This window comes from Methylosinus sp. shoA, assembly GCF_059718125.1.
In genome coordinates this window covers 4123999-4143519 of the sequence record NZ_AP046091.1, presented here as the reverse complement: position 1 = coordinate 4143519, position 19521 = coordinate 4123999, and the positions used below count along the sequence as shown (strand labels likewise).

16 protein-coding genes are annotated in these 19521 nt (G+C 67.7%); 9 read left to right on the top strand and 7 right to left on the bottom strand.

The window, feature by feature from the left end; genetic code table 11:
• The first annotated feature begins 103 nt into the window (after positions 1-103).
• Entirely contained in the window at positions 104-1900 is a 1797-nt protein-coding gene (gene recQ / locus AC6IW9_RS19335; protein WP_497766317.1) for a DNA helicase RecQ, read from the top strand.
• 271 nt (positions 1901-2171) lie between these two features.
• Positions 2172-4376, top strand: coding sequence for a TonB-dependent receptor (locus AC6IW9_RS19330; RefSeq protein ID WP_497766314.1), 2205 nt, complete (start codon positions 2172-2174; stop codon positions 4374-4376).
• 105 nt (positions 4377-4481) lie between these two features.
• On the opposite strand, the gene cysG is transcribed toward AC6IW9_RS19330, so the two are convergent.
• The 6 genes from cysG to mog form a co-directional block, all read right to left on the bottom strand.
• Positions 4482-5891 (bottom strand): siroheme synthase CysG, encoded by a 1410-nt coding sequence (gene cysG / locus AC6IW9_RS19325; RefSeq protein WP_497772564.1) that lies wholly within the window; start codon positions 5889-5891, stop codon positions 4482-4484.
• A 116-nt stretch (positions 5892-6007) separates the two neighbouring features.
• Positions 6008-6406, bottom strand: coding sequence for a cytochrome c-554 (locus AC6IW9_RS19320; protein WP_497766312.1), 399 nt, complete (start codon positions 6404-6406; stop codon positions 6008-6010).
• A gap of 164 nt (positions 6407-6570) precedes the next feature.
• A complete protein-coding gene (locus AC6IW9_RS19315; protein WP_497766309.1) occupies positions 6571-7191 on the bottom strand; it encodes an alpha-ketoglutarate-dependent dioxygenase AlkB in 621 nt (206 codons plus the stop codon).
• A gap of 25 nt (positions 7192-7216) precedes the next feature.
• On the bottom strand, positions 7217-7837 hold the full coding sequence (locus AC6IW9_RS19310) for a 2,3-bisphosphoglycerate-dependent phosphoglycerate mutase (RefSeq protein ID WP_497766307.1): 621 nt from the start codon (positions 7835-7837) through the stop codon (positions 7217-7219).
• 37 nt (positions 7838-7874) lie between these two features.
• Positions 7875-8696 carry a 4-hydroxy-tetrahydrodipicolinate reductase gene (gene dapB / locus AC6IW9_RS19305; RefSeq protein ID WP_497766304.1) on the bottom strand — a complete coding sequence of 274 codons (822 nt, stop codon included), beginning with the start codon at positions 8694-8696 and terminating at the stop codon, positions 7875-7877.
• Positions 8697-8919: 223 nt separating this feature from the next.
• Positions 8920-9462, bottom strand: a complete 543-nt coding sequence (gene mog, locus AC6IW9_RS19300) for a molybdopterin adenylyltransferase (RefSeq protein ID WP_497766301.1) — start codon at positions 9460-9462, stop codon at positions 8920-8922.
• Between the two features lie 232 nt (positions 9463-9694).
• On the opposite strand from mog, the gene AC6IW9_RS19295 reads away from it, so the two are divergent.
• The 7 genes from AC6IW9_RS19295 (at position 9695) to dnaA (ending at position 17070) form a co-directional block, all read left to right on the top strand.
• Positions 9695-11275: an ATP-binding protein gene (locus AC6IW9_RS19295; RefSeq protein ID WP_497766299.1), complete on the top strand. Its 1581-nt coding sequence runs from the start codon at positions 9695-9697 to the stop codon at positions 11273-11275.
• A 55-nt stretch (positions 11276-11330) separates the two neighbouring features.
• Positions 11331-12593 carry a bifunctional phosphopantothenoylcysteine decarboxylase/phosphopantothenate--cysteine ligase CoaBC gene (gene coaBC, locus AC6IW9_RS19290; RefSeq protein ID WP_497766296.1) on the top strand — a complete coding sequence of 421 codons (1263 nt, stop codon included), beginning with the start codon at positions 11331-11333 and terminating at the stop codon, positions 12591-12593.
• Positions 12590-13054: a dUTP diphosphatase gene (gene dut, locus AC6IW9_RS19285; protein WP_497766293.1), complete on the top strand. Its 465-nt coding sequence runs from the start codon at positions 12590-12592 to the stop codon at positions 13052-13054. Before coaBC ends, dut begins: the two co-directional genes overlap by 4 nt.
• Entirely contained in the window at positions 13051-13497 is a 447-nt protein-coding gene (locus AC6IW9_RS19280) for an RrF2 family transcriptional regulator (RefSeq protein ID WP_497766291.1), read from the top strand. The genes dut and AC6IW9_RS19280 overlap by 4 nt, the downstream gene beginning before the upstream one ends.
• An 18-nt stretch (positions 13498-13515) precedes the next feature.
• Positions 13516-14289 (top strand): enoyl-CoA hydratase, encoded by a 774-nt coding sequence (locus AC6IW9_RS19275; protein WP_497766289.1) that lies wholly within the window; start codon positions 13516-13518, stop codon positions 14287-14289.
• Between the two features lie 115 nt (positions 14290-14404).
• Positions 14405-14671 (top strand): 30S ribosomal protein S20, encoded by a 267-nt coding sequence (rpsT, locus tag AC6IW9_RS19270; protein WP_497766287.1) that lies wholly within the window; start codon positions 14405-14407, stop codon positions 14669-14671.
• A gap of 908 nt (positions 14672-15579) precedes the next feature.
• A complete protein-coding gene (gene dnaA, locus AC6IW9_RS19265) occupies positions 15580-17070 on the top strand; it encodes a chromosomal replication initiator protein DnaA (RefSeq protein WP_497766284.1) in 1491 nt (496 codons plus the stop codon).
• 339 nt (positions 17071-17409) lie between these two features.
• Here dnaA and AC6IW9_RS19260 read toward each other — a convergent pair whose 3' ends face one another.
• On the bottom strand, positions 17410-19440 hold the full coding sequence (locus AC6IW9_RS19260; protein WP_497766281.1) for an O-linked N-acetylglucosamine transferase, SPINDLY family protein: 2031 nt from the start codon (positions 19438-19440) through the stop codon (positions 17410-17412).
• Positions 19441-19521: the final 81 nt, after the last annotated feature.

The window sequence follows — 19521 nt, the reverse complement described above, 5'->3', positions numbered from 1 at the left end:
CGCCGGGGCTCGATCGCTCGAGCCGACCCAAAGGGAGCCCGAGCCGACGGGCGGCGTCTCGGCCTCGCTCGCGCGCGGCGCGACCGCGTGCTACTCCGCTCGCATGCCACAGCTTCCGCAAAAAGCGCGCGCGCTGCTCAAATCCGTTTTCGGCTATGAGGATTTTCGGCCCGGACAGGCGGAGATCATCGCCGCCGTACTGGCCGGCGAGGGCGTGCTCGCCATCATGCCGACCGGCAGCGGCAAATCCATGTGCTATCAGCTGCCCGCCCTCGTCGACGAGCGGCTCACCGTCGTGGTCTCGCCGCTCATCGCCTTGATGCGCGACCAGGTGCGGCAGATGCGCGCCTTCGGCGTCGCCGCCGCGACGCTCAATTCGATGAACGACGCGCAGGAGAACGAGGAGGCGCGCCGCACGCTGCGCGCCGGCGCATTGCGTCTCTTGTTCGTCTCGCCGGAGCGGCTGCTCGCGCCGGGCGTTCTCGCCGAGCTCGCGCGCGCGGGCGCGACTCGCCTCGCCATAGACGAAGCTCATTGCGTCTCCGAATGGGGCCACGACTTCCGTCCCGAATATCGCGAGCTGGGCGCCGCCGCCGAGACGCTCGGCGCCCAGGTCGTCGGCCTCACCGCCACCGCCGACAGAGCGACGCGCGACGATATCGCCAGGCGTTTGTTCAAGACGAGTCCGCGGGTCTTCCTGCATAGTTTCGACCGGCCCAATCTCGCGCTCGAATTCGCCGCCAAGGATCAGCCGCGACGCCAGCTGCAGCGCTTTCTCGACACGCATCGCGGCGAGAGCGGCATCGTCTATTGCTCCTCGCGCGACGCGACCGAGAAGCTCGCGGCCTTTTTCGCCGAGCAGGGGCACGAGACGATCTGCTATCACGCCCGGCTCGATCAGGCGGTGCGCAACCGCAATCAGGACCGCTTCCTGCAGGAGGACGGAATCGTCGCCGTCGCGACGATCGCCTTCGGCATGGGCGTCAACAAGCCCGACGTGCGCTTCGTCGCCCATGCCGACATGCCGTCGAGCGTCGAATCCTATTATCAGGAGATCGGCCGCGCCGGGCGCGACGGACTGCCCGCCGACACGCTCACGCTCTATGGCCTCGACGACATGGCCTTCCGGCGCCGGCAGATCGATCAGAAGGAGGTGAGCGACGAACGCAAGCGCATCGAGCACGACCGCTTCTCCGCGCTCGCCATGCTGTGCGAGACGCCGGTCTGCCGGCGCCAGACGCTGCTCGCCTATTTCGACGAGGAGAGCGCGCCTTGCGGACGCTGCGACATCTGCCTCGGACGCGTGCAGATCTATGACGGAACGATCGACGCGCAGAAGGCGCTGTCGGCGGCGGCGCGCACGGGACAGCGTTTCGGCGCCAATTATCTCGCAGACGTTCTGACCGGCGCGGCGAGCGAGGCCGTGCGACGCAATGGCCACGAGCGCATCAAGACCTTCGGCGTCGGCAAGGATCGCTCGAAGCACGAGTGGAACGCGATCATTCGCCAATTATTCGCCGCGCGCGCGCTCGTGAGCACCGAGCACGGCGGCTTCGCGCTGACGCCCAAGGGCGAGGACATATTGTTCGGCCACGCGCAGATCGCGCTGCGCCGCGACGCGCTGGCGGCGCGCGGGCGGCGCAGCGACGCCTCGCGCGGCGAGACGCTCGACGCGCCGGACGATCGCGTGCTCGCGGCGTTGAAGCGCAAGCGCCTCGAGCTCGCTCGGGGACTGGGCCTGCCCGCCTATATGATTTTTCCCGATCGGACGCTCATCGAAATGGCGTCGCGCCGGCCCGCGACTCTCGCCGAGATGCGCGCCGTGCAAGGCGTCGGCGATCACAAGCTGTCGCATTACGGCGAAGCCTTTCTCGAAGCGCTGCACGAAGCGCTGCGCTGAGCAGACTCGTTTTCTCGAACGCCGCTCTCCGAGGCCGTTCCGACGCGAGAGGAGGGACAGTCGAGGGTTCCCGCTTCGGCATGCGCCGATGTGAGTCTCACGGCTACATGGGGCGCCTGCGGCGCATGATCGGCGATGACGATGCGGCGCGTCGACGTCACGTCGGTTTCGTGTGATCTTCGTGATAGATTGACGACAGGGTTGGCGCAACTCGAACACGGCCGATTGCGGCGGGCGCGACGCGAGTGTTAAGAAGCCACAGCCGATCGCAATGTTCGGCGTCGTCATCCGCGCCGCGCTCTTGCGAGGTTCGCGTGACATTTGTCCTTATGTGTTGTCGTTGGTGAGCGTCGTGATTTTTTCCAGGCGTCTTCGTCGCAGAGCCGCCGGCTCGCGCTCCGATCTCATCCAGGGCGCATCGCTCGATCGTGGGCGCCTTCGTCCGAATAGACACATCGTCCTTCTGTCGGCGCTCGCGCTGGCGACGCCGGCGCTGTCCGAGGAGGCCGCGTCGATGGAAGAGATCGGGCCGGGCCTCGAACGAGACGGCGAACGCCGCGAGTCGAAGGACAATGACAGAGCGCCGCGCGCGCAGACTCTCGGCAAGGATCAGTCGGGCGTGTTCGTGAATTCGTCGACCAGCGATTCCGGCTATTCGCCCGGCTTCGTGATGCGCGGATTTCCGAGCGGCCTCACGCTCTTCGACGGCGCCGCGCACGGCTTCATGTCGAGTGACGTCAATCTCACCACCGTCGACCATGTCGAATTCTACAAGGGGCCGAGCGCCATGCTGTTCGGCAAGGCGCTCGGCGGCTATGGCGGCGCGGCGAACTACATCCGCAAGAAGCCGATGGGCAAGGGCTTCGCGCATGCGTCGGCGACGCTCGGCTCCTTCGGCGTGCGCCGCCTGACCTTCGATCTCGACGCGCCGTCGGATTTCGCCGAAAATCTGCTGTTCCGCGTCACCGGCTTCGCACAGACGCGCGAGAGCTTCGTCCACTTCGTGCGTTCGCGCGGCTTCGACGTCGCGCCCGCCGCGACGCTCCTGCTCGACAATGGCGACAGGCTGACGCTTCGTTCCGAATATCAGGCGACGAACCTCGTCTATCGCGACGGCGTGCCGGCGGCGCCGATTTTTCTGCGGGTTCCGCGCGAGTTCTATGCCGGCGCGCCGGTCAACGAGCACGAGACGCCTCACATCGCCGAAATCGCGCTGACCTATGAGCATGCGTTCGACAGGGATTGGAAGCTGACGACGCTCGTCGACTATATGCTCTCCGGGAACGATTACGGCTGGTTCTTGAACTGGGGCTACGACGGTCGGCGCGCGGTGACGCTCGGGCAGCCGGCGCGCTCGCATTTCGCCTCGCGAAATTTCGACGCGCAGCTGCGCCTCGAGGGGCGGTTCACGACCGGTCCGCTCGAGCATTCCGTGTTCCTCGGGTTGGAGCACTGGGATTATTTCGTCGGCCACAATGAGACGGTCGCGCGCGATCCCCTGCCGCCGATCGATATCGGCGCGCCGGTCTATCCGCTCGGCGTGGATTTCCGCAACGCCTTCTGGACCAATGGCGCGGCGCGCGCCTGGAGCCAATCGGTCTATGCGCAGGACCTGATCGATCTCTCGCCGCAATGGCGCATTCTCCTCGGCGGACGCTATGATCTGCTCGCGCAGCGCGAGACCATGCTCGATCCCTTCGGCGTGATGGCGGGCCAGCCGACCACGAGCCTCAGCAAGGGAATCGCCGGCTATTTCAGTCCCCGCGCGGGCCTGTTGTTTCGTCCCTCCGACGACACGCGTGTCTTCGCCGCCTTCGGGCGCTCGCTCATTCCCAACATATCGGTTCGGATGAAGAGCGGAGACGCGCCGCCGCCGCAGCAGGATACGCAATACGAGATCGGCTTCGGGCGCGAGTTTGCGGAGTTGAAAGCGAGTTTCGAGGTCGCCCTGTTCGATGTGACGCGCGATCATGTCGCGATCACCGATCCGGCCAATCCCGGCGGATTCTATGCTCTCGTCACGGGCCGGCAGCACAGCCACGGCGTCGAGGCCGGTGTCTCGGTCGAGCCGCTGCCCGGATTGAAGGCCTCGGCCGCCGCCACTTTTCTCCACGCCCAGGTGACGTTGGATTCGAACACGCCGTCGCAGGCCGGCAGCGATCTGCTCGGCGCGCCGCGCCGCGTCTATAATTTCGATCTGAGCTATACGTTCGAGGCGGGCGATCTGCGCGGGCTCTCGCTCGGCGCGAGCTATTATTACGCGAGCCGCACCGAGGCGACTCTGCCCAATGTTCGCGGCTTCACGCTCTCGCCTCAGCAAACCCTCGGCGCGTCGCTCGGCTATCGTTTCGACGATCATTGGAGCCTCGACGTGAGCGCCTCCAATCTGACCGATCGGCCGAATTTCACCTCCGGCGGCTTGTTCTACCGCGGCGAGCCGCGATCGATCTCGGCGACGCTCTCCTGCAAATATTGACGCCGAGCCGACGGACTCCGGCGTCGTTGCGAGGAGCGCAGCGACGAAGCAATTCAGGAGCCGCCCCACGGCTCTGGATCGCTTCGCTCGCGATGACGCATGTTCTCATCCGCCGGCGAGCGTCGCGCCGATCAGCACGAGGCACGGACCGACGAGAGTCTCCTGCGCCGTCTTTTCGGGAAGATCGGCGATCGTCGCCGCGATGACGCGTTGCTGCGGCGTGCTCGCACGTTCGACGAGAAAGGCCGGCGTCGCCGGATCCATGCCTTCGGCGACGAGGCGCTGCGAAAGTTCCGGCAGCGTGCGATTGCCCATATAGACGGCCGTCGTTGCGCGCTTGTCCGCGAGCGCGCGCCAATCGATGTCCTCGGGAAACTTGCCGTCGCTCGTATGCGCCGTCACGAATTGCACGCGGCGCGCCGTGTCGCGGCTGGTGAGCGACACTTCGAGCGCGGCGGCGGCTGCTAGCGCCGCCGTGACGCCGGGAATGACGTCGACGTCGAGTCCGGCCGCGCGGATCGCGCGGATTTCTTCATTGGCGCGGCCGAAGATCATCGGATCGCCGCCCTTGAGACGCACGACATTCTTGCCTTCCTTGCCGAGCGCGACGAGCAGGGCGCTGATCTCGTCCTGCGCGACGGAGGGCGCATAGCCGCGCTTGCCGACATTGATGCGCGTCGCCTCGCGGCGCGCGAGATCGAGCAGGGCCGCGGGCACGAGATCGTCGAACAGCACGACATCCGCGCTCGCGAGCGCGCGCAGTCCCTTGAGCGTCAAGAGCTCCGGGTCGCCCGGCCCCGCGCCGACCAGCGTCACGCGGCCGCGCGTCGGCATGGCGGCGGAGCGGCGCGCCTCGTCGAGCAGCGTCTCCCGATCGGAAACGCTCGGCGCCTGCTCGATGCGCGCGAAGGCTTCGCGCGTGAAGCGTCGCCAGAAGTCGCGACGCGCGAGAAAGTCGAGCCCGGAGGCGAGCACATGCGGGCGCCAGTCGCGTGCGGCCCTCGCCCAGGCGGCGAAGCTCGCCGGGATCAGCGTCTCGAGACGTGCGCGCAGCGCTTGCGCGAAGGCCGGCGCGGCGCCGCCGGTCGACACGCCGACGACGAGCGGCGAGCGATTGACGATGGCGCCGATCGAGAAATCGCTCAGCGTGGGCCGGTCGACGAGATTGAGCGGCACGCCGCGCGCCTTCGCCGCGTCACGGAAGCGCTCGGCCTCGGCGTCGTCCTCGATCGCGCCGAGCGCCAGCGTCGCGCCGTCGAGATCGTCCGCGCGCCAGGCTCGCTCGAAGAGAGTCAAATGCGAGCGCGCGGCGGCGACGGCTTTCAGCCGCGGCGAAGGGGATGGCGCGAAGACATGCGCCCGAGCGCCCGCCGCCGCCGCGAGATCGGCCTTCCATGCCGCCGCCTCGGAGCCGCCCACGACGACGACGCGGCGTCCCTCGAGCGCATAGAACACCGGCAGCGTCGCGAGATCGCGCATCAGCTCGGCGGGAACCTCGTCTGGCTTTCGCGTCACTTTCGTCTCTTCGGCAAAGCGCCTCGCGCCATTTAGTCCCGAACCGCGCGGGCGCAAAGGCCAAAGAAAAAGCGGCCCGCGGAGGGCCGCTTCCGTCCGATCGATCGAAATCCGCCTTACTTCTTCTTGCCGTCCGCGCCGAACTGGCTGAGATAGGCCCACACGTTTTCCTGCTCCGTTTCCGACTTCAGGCCGGGGAAGATCATCTTGGTGCCGGGGATCTTTGCCTTCGGGTTCGCGATGAACTCCTTGAACTGCGCCTCGTCCCAGGTGATGCCGAGCGCCTTGAACGGCTCCGAGTAGTTGTAGCCCTCGACGGAAGCGGACTTGCGGCCGTCGATGCCGTTGAGCTCGGGCGCGACGGCGTTCTTGGCGGTCTCGCCGACCTGATGGCAGGCCTTGCACTTGTTGAACACCTTCTCGCCCGCCGCGGGATCGCCGGCGGCGAGAGCCGGGCCGGCCGTCATGGCGAAAGCGACGCCCGCAGCGAGCGTCAGCATGGAAATCGATTTCATCCTCGTCCCTTTCCTCGAAGCGTCGTCCCCTCCGGACCGACTGTCTTGGTTCGCCCGGCGATGGTTCCGCCATGCGCCGATCGTTCATCCCGCGGCGGGGAACCTATATCGGAGCGCTTTTTCAGACAATATGCTCCGCAGTCTGAACAGGCGCTGAAAACATGTCAGTCGACGCGGCGCAATGTCAGATTGATGCGCCCGCCGCCGGCCAAGAGCGGCGAGTCGAAGCGCGGCGCGATCTCGGGCAGGATTCTGTCGACGCCGTGGAAGCGCAGCCGTCCCTCGCCGCCGAGCGTCATCGCGTCGCCGGAGGAGAGCGCGAAGGCGCGCGAGGGATCGCCGCGCTTCGGCCCGCCGAGGCGAAAGCGGCAGTCGGCGCCGAGCGAGACCGACAGGATCGGCGCCGAAAGATCGGCTTCGTCGCGATCCTGATGCAGGCCCATGCGCGCCGAAGGATCGTAGAAATTGACGAGGCACGCTTGCGGCGGATGCGCATAGCCGGCGAGCGCGCGCCAAGCCGCGAGCAGCGCCTCCGGAATCGGCGGCCATGGCTCACGGGTCACAGGATGGCGTGGCTCGTAGCGATAGCCGCCCGTCTTGTCGCTCACCCAGCCGAGCGGTCCGCAATTGGTCATCCGGACGGAGAAAGGCTTGCCGTTGCGCGGCATCGTCGGCGTGAACAGCGGCGCCCGCGCGATCGCATGCTCGATCTCGCGCAGCAGGGCGGTCTGCGCCGCCTCGTCGAGATAGGATCGATGGAGATGGACTCCCGGCTCGATTTCCATGCGCGCCTTTCCCGCGGCGGCGGGCTCACCGGTTCAGCACGTCTTTGATCGCGACGGTCGAGTCGGAGTTGAGCCGGTAGACGATCGGCACGCCGGTCGCGATCTCGAGCGCGGGCACAGAATCGGGCGTGAGCCGGTCGAGCACCATGGCGAGCGCGCGTAGCGAGTTGCCGTGCGCCGCGACGAGCACGCGCTCGCCGCGCATCGCGCGCGGCAGGATCTCCTGACAATAAAACGGCAGCACGCGCGCGACCGTGTCCTTGAGGCTTTCGCCGCCGGGCGGCGCCACGTCATAGGAGCGCCGCCACAGCCTCACCTGCTCATCGCCCCATTGCTGGCGCGCCTCGTCTTTGTTGAGGCCGGAGAGGTCGCCGTAATGGCGCTCGTTCAGGGCGCGGCTGCGGATGATCGGCACATCCTTCTGGCCGAGTTCCTGGAACACGAAATCGAGCGTGCGCTGGGCGCGCAGCAGCAGCGAGGTGAAGCCGATGTTGAAGCGCAGGTCGAGCCGCTTGAGCTCGTAGCCGGCGCGGCGCGCCTCTTCGACGCCTTTGGCGGTCAGGTCCGGATTCTTCCAGCCGGTGAACAGGTTTTTCGCGTTCCATTCGCTTTCGCCATGGCGAAGGAGGACGAGAATGCGATCCATGGGGGCGTTGTCCCTCGAGGCTTGCGTCCGCGGCGCGTCAGACGCGAGCGTCGCCGAGGCCGAGCACATCGGCCATCGAATAGAGGCCGGCGGCGCGGCCCCGGGTCCAGAGCGCGGCGGCGACGGCGCCGCGCGCGAAAATGCCGCGATCCTCGGCGCGATGCGCCAGCTCGAGGCGTTCGCCGCCGCCGGCGAAGATCACCATATGGTCGCCGACGACGGTGCCGCCGCGCAGCGAGGCGAAGCCGATGTCGCCGGCCCGCCGCGGACCCGTGACGCCGTCGCGGGTCCGCGCGCTGTGCTCGGAAAGCTCGACGCCCCGTCCCCGCGCGGCGGCCTCGCCGAGCAGCAGAGCCGTGCCCGATGGCGCGTCGACCTTCATCTTGTGGTGCATCTCGACGATCTCGGCGTCCCAGGCCGGGCCGAGCGCTTCGGCGGCGCGTTCGACGAGGACGGCGAGCAGATTGACGCCGAGGCTCATATTGCCGGAGCGCACGACTACGGTTCTTTCGGCCGCCGCCGCGATGGCGGCGAGATCCTCGCGCGAGAGGCCCGTGGTGCCGATGACATGGGCGACGCCACTCTGCGCGGCCTGCGCCGCGAGCGCGACCGTCGCCGCGGGGCTCGAGAAATCGATGAGCGCATCTGCCTGCGACAGAACGGAGGAGGGGTCGGCGGAGAGAGCCACCCCGCTGGCCGGGCGCCCGATCAGCACGCCGGCGTCGTCGCCGATGTGGGGAGAGCCGGGATATTCGAGCGCGCCGGTGAGCGTCACGCCGAGCGAATCGCCGATGGCCGCGATCAGCATTCGGCCCATGCGGCCGGCGGCGCCGGCGACGACCAGCCGCATCTCGCTCATGATCCTGCTCCCCGAGACAATCGGACGAATTGGGCCGGCGCCGCCCCTAAGGGCGGCTCGGCAGCGTTCTATACAGTCCCTGCGGGCCGAAGAGAAGCCGGCCCGAATGGACTGCTCGAGCCTTCGACTCGGATGCGATAGCCTTCGACTCGGATGCGATCGGCGGGGCGAAGCCGCGCCCGACCCGCTTTCGCTTCGAACTCTGCTCCGAGCTGGACCGCGGTCACTTGCCCTTGGGACGGAACGCCGCGACGAGCGCCGGATTGGTTTCTATATAGGCTGCTCCGATCAGGTCGAGGCAATAGGGGACGGCGGGCATCACCGCGTCGAGGCACAGCTCGATCGCCGCCGGCTTGCCGGGCAGGTTGATGACGAGACACTTGCCCCGATGGGCGGCTGTCTGGCGCGACAGGATGGCGGTCGGCGTCTGCGCCAGCGAGACCTTGCGCATCAGCTCGCCGAAGCCGGGCAACTCGCGCGGCGCGGCGGCGAGCGTCGCCTCGGGCGTCAGATCGCGCGGCGCGGGCCCGGTGCCGCCGGTGGTGACGACGAGGTCGCAGCCGACATTGTCGGCGAGGTCGATCAGCGTGTCGCGCACGCTTTCGAAGCCGTCCGGGATGATGCGCCGCTCGATGCGGAAGGGGCTCGTCAGGACTTTCTGCAGATAGGCGGCGATGGCGGGGCCGCTCTCGTCTCGGTAAACGCCGGCGCTGGCGCGGTCGGAGGCGGTGACGACGCCGATCACGGCTTCTCTCTTCTCGGTCATGGGCGCGCACATTAGCCGCTCCCGCGCGGCTGACAACAAGGAAAGCGCCCGCGGCGAGGCGCCGCAGCGGCGTTTCGTCCGATCGAAGCGCGAGATCGTCCGTGTCATGCGGCGCCAAATCGCGAGACGGCGCTCGGGAGGCGCGGCCGCGGCCGCTGTCCGGCGAATCGATGGCAGGGCGTTGCCTTTCGATGCCGGCCCGCAATTTTTCCGAGGAGGAGGACACCTCGACATGTTCGCCAAGCTCAGCGAGTGGCTCTTCGGCGCGTCCGATCTCGCGCCGCACGGTTATTGCCTGCTGTGGGAGCCCGGGCTCGTCTGGCTCTATGCGGTCTCCGACGCCGCGATCGGCCTCGCCTATTTCTCGATCCCGCTGGCGCTCGCCGTCATCGGGCGGCGGCGCGGCGATCTCGTCTTCCGGCCCATGCTCTGGCTGTTCGCCGCTTTTATTCTGCTCTGCGGCGCCACCCATTGGCTCGACGTCGTGACCCTATGGTCTCCGATTTATGGCCTGCAAGGCGGCGTCAAGGCGGCGACGGCGCTCGCCTCTCTCGCCACGGCGGTCGCCATGTGGTGGACCTTGCCGAATTTTCTGTCCCTGCCTTCGGCTCGACAGCTGCGCGAGGCCAACGCCGCCCTGCTCGAGAGCGAGGAGCGCCTCGCCCATGCGCAGAAGCTCGAGGCGATCGGGCGGCTGACCGGCGGCATCGCCCACGATTTCAACAATGTGCTGCAGGTCGTCACCGGCTCGCTCGGCGTGATCGAGCGGCAGGTGGCGCGCGGGCGCGGCAATGACATCGCGCCTTCGATCGCAGCCATACGCAAGGCCTCGGCGACGGCCTCGCGCCTCATCAACCGAATGCTCGCTTTCTCGAGGCGGCAGGCGCTGGCGCCGAAGGTCATCGAGCCCGACAGGCTGATCCTCGGCCTCGAGGAGATGCTGCGACGGACGCTCGGGCCGGACATAAGGCTCGATCTGCAGCCGGGCCATGGTTGCTGGAGCGTCGTCTGCGATCCGTCTCAGCTCGAGAGCGCGCTGCTCAATCTCGCGGTCAATGCGCGGGACGCGATGCCGAAAGGCGGCTCGCTGCGCATCGCCACGGCGGACCGCAGGGAGATGCTGGACTCGGCCGACCCGGGCAGGGGGCCTGCGGACTATGTCGAGATCGAGGTGACCGACACGGGCGTCGGCATGGAGCCGGAGGTTCTGCGCCACGCCTTCGAGCCTTTTTTCACCACCAAGCCGACCGGCAAGGGAACAGGGCTCGGGCTTTCGCAGATCTACGGTTTCGCGCGGCAGTCGGGCGGCTTCGTGCGCATCGACAGCTCTCCCGGCGAAGGAACCAGCGTCCGCCTCTACCTGCCGGGCGAGGAACGGCCGCTGCTCGCGCCGGAGGAGGACTCGCGCCCCGCGGCGGCCCAACACGCGTGCGGGCGAGGGCGAAAGGCGTTGCTGGTCGAGGACCAGATCGAGGTGCGCATGCAGATCGCCTCGACCCTCGAGGGCATCGGCTGCGCGGTCGTCCAGGCCGAGGACGGCTCGGAGGGACTGAAGATCGTACAGTCGGACGAGCCGTTCGACCTGCTCATCACCGATGTCGGCCTGCCCGGCGTGAGCGGCCGCCGGCTGGCCGAGGCGGCGTGCGCCGGAAGGCGCGGCATGCCTATCCTGCTCATCACGGGCTACGCCAGCAAATCGCTGGACGGCTTGCAGGCCGAGCCCAATGTCGAGATCCTGCGCAAGCCCTTCACGCTCGACGAATTGGAGACCAAGGTCGAGGCGATGCTGAAGCGGGCCGCTCAGGCCGGCTGATCCGGCGGGCGGTCTTTTCGCGCGAGGCGGAAAAAGAGTATTCTTCGGAACGCCCATGCGAGCGGAGCCGTCGGTGACCCTTTTCGTACAAGAGCAGAGCCTCGCCGGACGGACCGTGCTGCTCGTCGTCGGCGGCGGCGTCGCCGCGTACAAGTCGCTCGAGCTCCTGCGCCGGCTGCGCGAGCGGGGGGCGCGCGTCCGAGTCGCTCTGACTGCGGCGGCGGCGCGCTTCGTCACGCCGCTCTCCTTCGCGACCCTCTCCGGCGAGAGGGTCTTCGAGGACCTGTTCTCACTGACGGACGAGCAGGAGATGGGTCACATCCGCCTCTCGCGCGAGGCCGATCTCGTGGTCGTCGCGCCGGCGACGGCGCATCTTCTCGGGCGCATGGCGCAGGGCCTCGCCGACGATCTCGCGACGACGCTCCTGCTCGCGACCGACAAGCGCGTTCTCGTGGCGCCCGCGATGAATGTCCGCATGTGGCGGCATCCTGCGACGCGGCGCAATGTCGCGCGGCTCGGCGCCGACGGCGTCCTCTTCATCGGGCCGGACGAGGGCGAGATGGCCTGCGGCGAATACGGTCCGGGCCGCATGAGCGAACCGCTCGCGATTCTCGCGGCGATCGAGACGGCGCTGCAGAGCGGCGCGAGCCTGCCTCTCGCCGGCCGGCATGTCGTCGTCACTTCCGGGCCCACGCGCGAGCCGATCGATCCGGCGCGCTACATTTCCAACCGCTCTTCGGGCAAGCAGGGCCATGCCATCGCCGCAGCGGCGGCGCGCGCCGGCGCGCGGGTGACCCTCGTCAGCGGCCCGGTCGAGATCGACGATCCGCCGGGCGTCGAGACGCGCCATGTGGAGACCGCGCGAGACATGCTCGCCGCCGTCGAGAGCGCGCTGCCCGCCGATCTCTTCATCGGCGCGGCCGCCGTCGCCGACTGGCGAGTCGAGTCGGCGCCGGACAAAATCAAAAAGCAGCCGGGCGGCGCGCCGCCGACGCTCGTTCTCCAAGAGAATCCGGACATATTGGCGCGCGTCGCGCGTCGTGAAAGCGGTCGTCCCGCCCTCGTCGTGGGCTTTGCGGCGGAGACGCGCGACGTCATCGCCAACGCCGAGGAAAAGCTCGCCCGCAAGGGCTGCGACCTCGTCGTCGCCAATGACGTGAGCGCTGCCGCCGCCGTCTTCGGAGGCGACGCCAACGAGGTGCATCTCGTCGGACCGGAGGGAGTCGAGTCCTGGCCGCGCCTCGACAAATCGGAAGTGGCGGCGCGGCTCGTCGCGCGCCTCGCCGCGCGTCTCCGCGCAAGGGAGCCCGCCCGATGAAGATCGCATTGCGCCGGCTTCCTCATGGCGAAGGCCTGCCGGCCCCGGCCTACGCCAGCGCCGGCGCGGCCGGGCTCGATCTCCTCGCCGCGCTCGCGCCGGGACAAAAGCTCGTGCTCGAGCCCGGCGCCCGCGATCTGGTGCCGACCGGCATCGCGCTCATGCTGCCCGAGGGCTTCGAGGCGCAGGTGCGGCCGCGCTCCGGCCTCGCCCTCGACTACGGCGTCACTGTTCTGAACGCGCCGGGCACGATCGACGCGGACTACCGCGGCGAGGTGAAGGCGCTTCTGGTCAATCTGGGAACGCATCCGTTCGAGATCGTTCGTGGCATGCGAATCGCTCAGATGGTGATCGCGGCATGCGCGCGCGTCGAGCTCGTCGAGGCCGCCGCCCTCGACGAGACGGAGCGCGGCTCCGGAGGCTTCGGCTCGACGGGGACGGGGCGGAGCGAGGCGCAATGAGCCTGCTGCCGCGGTCCGCGCGCCTCGCCTTGATGGCGGCGCTCGACGTCGCGCTGCATTCGCGCGTGCGGCCGGTGTCGTCGCGGGCGTTGGCGGCGCGACACGATCTGCCGCCGCGTCATCTCGAGGGCATGTTGCAGACCATGGTGCGGGCCGGGATCTTGAAGAGCGTGCGCGGGCCGTCCGGCGGCTACGAGCTGGCCAAGGAAAGGCGCCGACTCTATGTCGGCGAGATCGTGCGCGTCGCCCTGCGTGCGGAGGAGGAGGCGAACGGGGGCGACAACCCGCTTCTCCTCTCGCGCGTGGTGGATCCGATTTTCGCGGAGGCGGAACGTCTCGCTCTGGCGCGGCTCGACGAGATCACACTCGACGAATTACACGCGGCGGCGCTCGGCGAAGGCTTCGGCGAAGCGGAGGCCGCCGAAGGCGATTTCGACATCTGAAGCAATGGAGGGCCGGCCGTGAATTACGAGACGATCGAGACGGAGACGCATGGCCGGGTCGCGCTGCTGCGATTGAACCGCCCGCGCGCCCTCAATGCGCTGAACGCGCGTCTCATCGGCGAACTCGCCGAGGCGCTGGCGCATTTCGAGGCGGATGCGGGGATCGGCTGCATGGTGCTGACCGGCTCGGCGGAGGTCTTCGCGGCTGGCGCCGATGTGAAGGAGCTGCGCGACAAGACCGCCGCCGGCGCCTATCTCGACGATTTCCTTTCCCGCTGGGACGGCCTGGCTCGCGCTCGCAAGCCGATCGTGGCCGCTGTCGCGGGCTTTGCGCTCGGCGGCGGCTGCGAGCTCGCCATGATGTGCGACTTCATTCTCGCCGCCGATACCGCCAAATTCGGCCAGCCCGAGATCAAGCTCGGCGTCATTCCGGGCTCGGGCGGCACGCAACGGCTGGTGCGCGCGGTCGGCAAGTCCAAGGCCATGGAAATGGTGCTGACAGGCCGCATGATGGGCGCGGAGGAGGCCGAGCGCTGCGGGCTCGCGGCGCGCGTCGTCCCCGCCGACCGCCTGCTCGAGGAGGCGCTGAAGGCGGCGCAGACGATCGCCTCCATGTCTCTGCCCGCCGTGCTGATGGCCAAGGAGGCCGTCGAGCGCTCTTTCGAGACGTCTCTGTCAGAAGGCGTGCGCTTCGAGCGGCGCCTGTTCTATTCCCTGTTCGCTACGGAGGATCAGAAGGAGGGCATGAGCGCCTTCATCGAGAAGCGCCCGCCGCGCTTCGCGCACAAATGAGCGGCATTGACGCGGGAGCGCCCGCGCGCTTATAAGGCGCGGACATCGGCCGCGGCTTCGCGGCCGCTTTTCTTTGGCGGCGCCGCCGCTCCGCATCGTCCTCGAGGGAAGACAGATGGCCAACACCAGCTCGGCCAAGAAGGCCGTTCGCAAGATCGCCCGTCGCACGGCGGTCAATCGTTCGCGCCGCAGCCAGCTGCGCACGCAGGTTCGCAAGGTCGAGGAGGCGATCGCCAGCGGCGACGCCGCGGCCGCCGCCGCGGTTTTGCAGAGCGTCGCGCCGATCGTGATGCGCGCGGTCCAGAAGGGCGTCATTCACAAGAACACGGCGTCGCGCAAAGTGTCGCGCTTGACGGCGCGCGTGAAGGCGCTCTCCGCCTGACGAAACACCCCGACATCGCCGTCGTCGTCAAGTCGAAAGCCCGGCTCCGCCGGGCTTTCGCTTTTTCGCGTACCGGCGCGTAGGGCGCCGCGGCGCCATCCCGCGTAGCGCCAGAAATTTATCACACGTTTTTCTTGCGCGCAGAGAAGACTATTCAAAATCAATATAGTGCGATCAAGGCCGGGACCTTGCGCCGGCCTCTGCCCGCTTGACATTCGTGTCGACCATTCGGCAGCGGGTCCCCGACCGAATGCCGCCGCTGCGATCGGCGCCGGGCGCCTGTTTTTTCTCGGCGGCGAATCATGCCTTTATCCGGGCGAAGGTTGGGCGTTGTCGGAAAGGGAGGCGCCTGTGCGCCGAGAAGCGCGCGCACTGTGGCTCGAGGATGATTGCGCTGCGAAATGGAGGCGTGTAGTTTCAAGACTGTGGGATGGAATTGCGACAGGCCTTGCGAATGTGAACGACAGAGAGCTCATGCGGGCGACTGGGTGAAGACCCCAGACTCGACGACAGGATCGAGCAGCGCTCCGCAACCGCGTCCACCATGCCGCGAATGCATCGGCTGAAACACCGCTCGGTGCATTTTCTGTCTGCGTATCAGTAATTGGAAGACTGTCAGGACCGCGAAGGGCTCGGCTTTTCGTGGACTCGGGGGTGATGTGATGGCTTTGGGGCGGCGGGCCGACACGATGCTGAACGATAATGTGAGGCGCAGCGCGACGGCGTCACGAAGTCGACCCGCAGCACGCGCGCGACCATACGACTTCAGCCAGTGATCGGCGCCGCGGCCGTCGCCCCGCGTATCGTGACGGCGTAGCGATCAAATCCATTCGGTCTGTCCGGCCCTCCGCTTGGGCGCCGCTGCGGCGCCCTCGTTGCTCGGCTCGTCTTCTGCGCGAAAGAGAATCATGCCCGAACAAAGCGATCATCAACCGGCTTCCCACGAATTGTCGAGCGCCGATCGACAGAAGTGGGAGCGGGTGCGTGGCCGGCTGCGCGCCGAGCTCGGCGACGCCGTCTATAATTCGTGGTTCGCGCGGCTCGAGCTCGAGACGGCGGCGGACGGCGCGATCCTCCTCACCGTGCCGACCAAATTTCTGAAGAGCTGGATACAGTCGCATTACGCCGACCGCATCAAGGCGCGGCTCTGCGCCGAATTCGCGGGAACGGACCGCGTCGTCATCGACGTGCGTTCGCCCTCGCGCCGGGCGCGCCCGCGCGACGTGGAGTCCGCCGTCCCTCAGCCGGCCGAGAAGGCGCCCGCGGAGCCTCTCGTGGCGTCGCCGACCGTCGAGAAGGCCGAGCCGCATGTGAGGACCGCGGGGCGTGCGGCGCCGCGTGTCGACATCGACAGTTTCAACGGTTCGCCGCTCGACAGGCGCCTGTCCTTCTCGACCTTCCTGGTCGGGCCTTCCAATCAGCTCGCTTACGCCGCGGCTTGCCGCGTGGCGGACGCGCGCGCCGGCGATCATCCGCTGTTCAATCCGCTCTACACGCATGCCGCCGTCGGCCTCGGCAAGACGCATCTGCTGCAGGCGGTGGCGCGCGCCGCCAATGACAACAAGCGCCGCGTCATCTATCTCACCGCCGAAAAGTTCATGAGCGGTTTCGTATCGGCGCTGAATGCGCAGACCTCCATGGCGTTCAAGGAGAAGCTGCGCAATATCGACGTGCTGATCATCGACGATGTTCAGTTCCTGCAAGGCAAGTCGATCCAGCAGGAGTTCTGCCACACGCTGAATGCGCTGATCGACGACGGCAAGCAGGTCGTCGTGGCGGCTGATCGTCCGCCGTCCGATCTCGAGACCTTGGACGAGCGCGTGCTGTCGCGTTTCAAGGGCGGGCTGTGCGTCGACATCGGCCCGCTCGACGAGGAGCTGCGCGTCAAAATTCTCGAGGCGCGCATCTCGGCGGCGCAGGAGGCGCAGCCGAACTTCCACGTGCCGCCGGCGGTGATCTCCTATGTCGCGAAGACGATCGTGACCAATGGCCGCGATCTCGAAGGCGCGGTGAACCGCCTGCTCGCCCATTCGACGCTGAACGGCGCGCCGCTCTGCGTCGAGACGGCGGAGACCGCCATTCGCGATCTCGTGCGCAGCCACGAGCCGAAGCGCGTGAAGATCGACGACATTCAAAAGCTCGTCGCCAGCCATTACAACATCTCGCGCGCCGATATTCTCTCCTCGCGCCGCACCGCCAATGTCGTGCGCCCGCGGCAGATCGCCATGTATCTGTCGAAAGTGCTGACGCTGCGCTCCCTGCCCGAGATCGGGCGCCGCTTCGGCGGACGCGACCACACGACGGTGCTGCACGCCGTGCGCAAGGTCGAGGAACTCGCCGCCAAGGACAAGAACCTCGCCGAGGTCATCGAGCTGCTGAAGCGCATTCTCGCGGAGTGAGCGTGGCGGAGTCATAGAACTTTCCACGCGCCCTCGGATCAGTCCGCGTTCCCCATCTCCCGCTCTGCGGGAGATGGCGGCCCGGCGAAGCCGGGTCGAATGAGGCCGACGCCGCGCTCGATACGAAGGCGAATCGCAGCGATGGGCAAACGCGCGTGAATCACTGAGATTGCAGGGACGGGACGGCGACAGCCCCGTCCTCCGCTTCGCGGGGCCATTTTCTCCCCCGAGTGGGAGAAGGGATGCGCGCATCCGTCTCGCGGTATCCTCAGAAAGCTCACGTTTCCCTTCTCCCGCTCGCGGCGCGAAGCGGGAATCGGCCGGCGGCTCGAGGGCGATTCAGCGTTCCCGCCAGAAGCGATCGTCTTGCAGGATCGGCTCGGCCCTGTCCCATTGCGCGAGCTTGTCGCGATAAAGCGCGCGATAGGCGTCGTCGTCGAGCAGCTCGAGCCGCTCGTGATCGAGCTCGAGTCCGATCTCGTGATAGACGTCGAGATTGCGCAGGTCGGGCTGCGGCAGGTCGCCGGCCTCATAGTCGCGCCACATCTCCCGATAGAGATCTTCGAGATGGCCGACCAGCGACGGCGTGTCGAACAGCGCCGAGCGCTCGCGCCCGCCGACGAGCTTGTCGCGAATGGCCGTGAGCCGCCGCCGGTCCCGGCCGAGCTCGATGGCGTGTGCGACATAGTCGTCGGCGTTCGCGCACACGAGGTCGCCGACGCCCGCCGCCTGCACGAGGCTCGCGCACACGCGCGAGGCGAAGCTGCGGCCGGCGAAGGTGAGGATCGGCACGCCCATCCAGAGCGAGTCGGCGGCCGTCGTGTGAGCGCCATAGGGGAAATTGTCCAGGAAGAGATCGGCCAGCGGATAGCGCGCGAGATGGCGCGGATTGGGCATCTTCTGCGCGAAGACGATGCGCTCCGGCGCGACGCCGCGCTCCGCTGCGGCGCGGCGCAAGCGTTCGTTCGTCGCCTCCGCCCCGGTGAGCAGCCAGAGCACGCTGTCGGGAACGCCGGAGAGGATCGTCATCCACCGATCGAAAGTGAGCGCCGTGAGCTTCTGCATGCCGTTCAGCGAGCAGAAGACGAATGCGTCCTCGGGAAGTCCTGCGTCTTTGCGCGAGGGCCGCTCCGACGCCACGACGCGCTTGCGGTCGTTGGGCTGATAGCAGGGCAGGCGCAGGACCTTTTCGGAATAATAAATCTCCGCTTCCTTCGGGACGATCACGGAATCGGCGATCACATAATGGTGATAGGGCGTGCCCATGGTTCCGGGAAAGCCGAACCAGTTCACGACGACCGGTGCCGGCCGCATGGCGAACACCTTGGTGCGCGCGTCCTTGGTGTAGCCGTTGAGATCGACGAGAATATGCACGCCGTCCTCGGCGATTCTCCGCGCGGCTGCTTCATCGCTCATGCCGTTGATTTCGGTCCAGCGGTCGACCGCCGCCGTGATGCGCTCGCGCGTCGGATCATTGCGGGCGACGCCGCAGTAATAGGCGTAGATCTCGAAATGGGCGCGGTCATGCGTCTCCATGACGTCGGTCATCGCGAAGCCGACCGCATGCTCGCGGAGATCCGATGAGACATAGCCGATTCTGAGCCGCTCGCCAGGACGTCGGCGCGGCGTCTCCTCGCGCGGCAAAGGCGGGATGCGGCCGATGGCGCGCTTGTTGTAGCGATAGGCCTTGGCCAGCTGGAACATCGGATCGTCGGAGAGATTGGCGAGCGACAGCGACGAGATGCCGTCGAGGAGATGTGCGCGGGAGACGCGCTCCGAGGTCGTGAGGACGGGCCATTCGCATTGGCGCTGGCGCAACGCGATCCAGTGCTGCACGACTTCCGTCTGGCGCGGATCGATCTCGAGGCTCTGGCGGAGCGCGTCCTCCGCCGATTCGTCCTTCTCGTGGCCCTCGAGCACGCGGCCGATCTGCTGCAGCGCGCTGAGCTTGTGGGCGACGGAATCGCCGGTGACGGATGCGAGCTGCTCGACGAGCGTCATCCATTGCGCGACGCCTTTGCCGGCGAGGCCGCTGTCCTCGAGCAGGCGGCCGAGATTGATGTGGGCCGGATGGAAGTCGGGCTTCACGCGCAGCGCCTCGCGCAGCGCATTGATCGCGCCGGGGCGGTCGCCGGTGTCGGCGAGCGCCGAGGCATAGTTGAAATAGGCGGCGTAGATCAGGGGGCTGTCGGAATTATAGGCGATCCAGGTCTTGTAGAGCTCGACGACAGGACGGTCCTGGCGGGCCGCCTTCAGCCGGGCGGCCGCCTCGAACAGCTCCACGAGCGGCAGCGTCTGCGAGGCGGCCTTCTCCAGAGACGCTTTGAACAGTGCGAGCGCGGGCTCCGATTCGTTCTGCTGATTGGGCATGTCGACGTCCATTCGGCGAGGCTGACGGCGTGCGGCCGCGCTGGGCCGCGACGCCGATCTTTCGAAACGCGTGTCGCCACG